Here is a 2189-nt window from a genome sequence, read left to right as displayed (position 1 = left end):
ATGCGGCGCGTAATAAATTGGTATCAATGATCATGGCTTCACCTCCTCACTTGGACACAAATCCATGCTGTCAATCGTGCTTTTGTTGACTCCCTCCGGCATGACAAAAAAGAGGGTGTGGTTAGTTGATGTCAGCCGATCATCGGTGAATGCTGCCTGCGATTTTTCGATAGCATCCCTTGCGTCATGAGCCTCCATAGAAATTCGCAGCGTGTGGCGATGTCCACAGGGGTAATCAGCCAGATAAGTCACAACATATTTTGTCTTTTCCATTTCCATCACCTCATTTTTTTGCCAAACAGTTTTTTGAGATCGACACCGTATACAGCCAGCCATGCTTCGGCAGGCCATGACTTAACGCTTCCATATCTGGGGTCGGGAACATCTGTAGCTTCCATGTTGTTCTCACGGCACCATTTACGGAGTGGGGCGAATTTGTATTCTTTCTCTGTGGCTTTTTGCACACTGGTGATGGTTGAGTGCTTTGTGCTTTCGCCCAGACGTTCTTCCAGTTCCCGGCACTTACGGGTGACAGCGCCGAGTTTGCCAAGTGCCTGAGCTTCACGACGGCGACTAATCTGTGATTTGGTGCGTTCCGCTTTATCGGCTCTGGCTTTTTCTTCCAGTCGGCCTTGCTCGGACTCAATAGCCATTTGTAGGACTTCGAGTTTGGATAGCTGAGGTAAACCAGTAGGTTGTTGCTGAACGGCTGGAGTAGACTTACCGGACTCCAAATCAAACCAACGGTCAATCACTGCTGCACGACGAACAACGTCATAACCAGTAATAAGAATTTCTGTATGGCGGCGATCAAGCTGGAATTCAGAGACATACCCGCGATAGTCGATAACAGCAATTACGCCATCAACTAGAGTAACTTGTTGATTTTTATGATGGTCAAAATCTTGACCATCTTTTTTAATGCCATAAAGTTGTTCCAGCATGACCCATATATCTTGGTGGATATGCTTTACTTGTTTGCCTGTCAGTTCTGCAATTTCACGGCTGCTCATCATTGCAGCTTGGTTGCTGGTGGTTATTTCGTTTTTCTTAGTCATGCCTTATCTCTCAATGTGCAGTTGGTGATGCTGGTTCAGCGGTAAATAACTTGAACCCGTTTATAAATACGGCATCGATAAAATCCCGCATCCATGTAGAATTATTTTCTTTCTCGTTCACTTCATTACCGAGATAGAAGCGCCACAAGGCGATATATTTTTCGATTGGATTAATTTCCAGAATCGTATTTTCGATTTGGTGAATAAGTAGTGTTTCAATTACGTCAGCATCCAGCTCGACTACGCAATTTTCGTGGGTAAATATGACATTGCCGTTTTCAAGTTTTCCAAATCGCTCGCCGCATGAAACTAGATATTCTCTAGCAACAATGGCTCGTTGTTGTTTTACTGAGAATTCAGCCCGTTCCATTTTTTCCGCATCGGTTAATGGCGGGTAATTAGTTCTCGCCCTTTCTTCATCTAAAAGAAAAGCAGGGCATCCGAATTTACTTTTTCTCAAAATGGCAATTGCTTCTTTTATTGTCATTCCTGTATTACTCATTACCACCCCTCCTGTATTTTGATTTGTGCTTTTCGGACACAGCGCAAATTATTTTTGATACATTCCTGCTCTTGTTTTTTATCATGGGATAATGAAAGAGCCTCACCCCATTTCTCAGCAGAACGACGAAATAAACTTCTGTATTCTAAGAGTTGTGCTAATTCCTTTGTCTGTTCATATACTGTCATTATTCACCACCCGCTTTCTCATGTGCTTTTTTAATTCCGAAGCTATGCGCTTATTTTCATTGATTCTTAATACCTTGCTGTAACTGTTATGTAATGAGTGTCTTTTTTCATTATGTAATTGGCGATATTCAGCCCATAGTTGAGTATTAAGGCTGGTTGCTAAGTTTTTAGCTTCTCCCCAATATTCGGCGGCAAGGTCGTACTTTTCTTCTTTCTCTTTCTGGATGGCTGTATTAGCAAAATCCAAATATGTTTTCTTTGTCATGTTATTGACTCCGTTTTCTTGGCAATGAGTTTCAATATCTCATTCATAAACTCATTGCCCTCTTTGGTTAAATTTCCAAATTTGGTATAAAAACTGTTATATGTCCTTACGATAAGTTCTTCTGCTTCCTGTCTGCTCTTAAGTGCAAATACATATAATTCAAAAAATCGGATTAA

Annotated in this window: 5 protein-coding genes and 1 pseudogene; all 6 read right to left on the bottom strand. The window is 41.7% G+C overall.

Annotated features, from left to right (window positions below; genetic code table 11):
* Positions 1-30: 30 nt before the first annotated feature.
* A complete protein-coding gene (locus tag ABLA76_RS17930; RefSeq protein ID WP_348988950.1) occupies positions 31-273 on the bottom strand; it encodes a hypothetical protein in 243 nt (80 codons plus the stop codon).
* 5 nt (positions 274-278) lie between these two features.
* The gene (locus ABLA76_RS17925; RefSeq protein ID WP_348988949.1) at positions 279-1058 is read right to left on the bottom strand and encodes a transcriptional regulator; all 780 of its coding nucleotides are present in this window, start codon (positions 1056-1058) and stop codon (positions 279-281) included.
* Positions 1059-1068: 10 nt separating this feature from the next.
* On the bottom strand, positions 1069-1560 hold the full coding sequence (locus ABLA76_RS17920; RefSeq protein ID WP_348988948.1) for a hypothetical protein: 492 nt from the start codon (positions 1558-1560) through the stop codon (positions 1069-1071).
* Entirely contained in the window at positions 1560-1748 is a 189-nt protein-coding gene (locus ABLA76_RS17915; RefSeq protein WP_348988947.1) for a PerC family transcriptional regulator, read from the bottom strand. The genes ABLA76_RS17920 and ABLA76_RS17915 overlap by 1 nt, the downstream gene beginning before the upstream one ends.
* Complete coding sequence (locus ABLA76_RS17910) at positions 1735-2013, bottom strand: ANR family transcriptional regulator (protein WP_348988946.1); 279 nt, start codon at positions 2011-2013, stop codon at positions 1735-1737. The genes ABLA76_RS17915 and ABLA76_RS17910 overlap by 14 nt, the downstream gene beginning before the upstream one ends.
* A pseudogene (locus ABLA76_RS17905) lies at positions 2010-2189 on the bottom strand (hypothetical protein); the annotation flags it as partial. The pseudogene ABLA76_RS17905 and the gene ABLA76_RS17910, both read right to left, overlap by 4 nt.

This window comes from Xenorhabdus sp. SGI240 (assembly GCF_040081915.1).
Taxonomy (GTDB): Bacteria; Pseudomonadota; Gammaproteobacteria; order Enterobacterales; family Enterobacteriaceae; genus Xenorhabdus; species Xenorhabdus bakwenae.
Note: the sequence above shows the minus strand (reverse complement) of the source record. Positions and strands in the feature narration are given on the sequence as shown.

What these genes read in the sequence shown, in the direction of transcription:
- ABLA76_RS17930 (WP_348988950.1), bottom strand. Translation starts at nt 273, where the DNA reads ATGGAAAAGACAAAATATGTTGTGACTTATCTGGCTGATTACCCCTGT.
- ABLA76_RS17925 (WP_348988949.1), bottom strand. Translation starts at nt 1,058, where the DNA reads ATGACTAAGAAAAACGAAATAACCACCAGCAACCAAGCTGCAATGATG.
- ABLA76_RS17920 (WP_348988948.1), bottom strand. Translation starts at nt 1,560, where the DNA reads ATGAGTAATACAGGAATGACAATAAAAGAAGCAATTGCCATTTTGAGA.
- ABLA76_RS17915 (WP_348988947.1), bottom strand. Translation starts at nt 1,748, where the DNA reads ATGACAGTATATGAACAGACAAAGGAATTAGCACAACTCTTAGAATAC.
- ABLA76_RS17910 (WP_348988946.1), bottom strand. Translation starts at nt 2,013, where the DNA reads ATGACAAAGAAAACATATTTGGATTTTGCTAATACAGCCATCCAGAAA.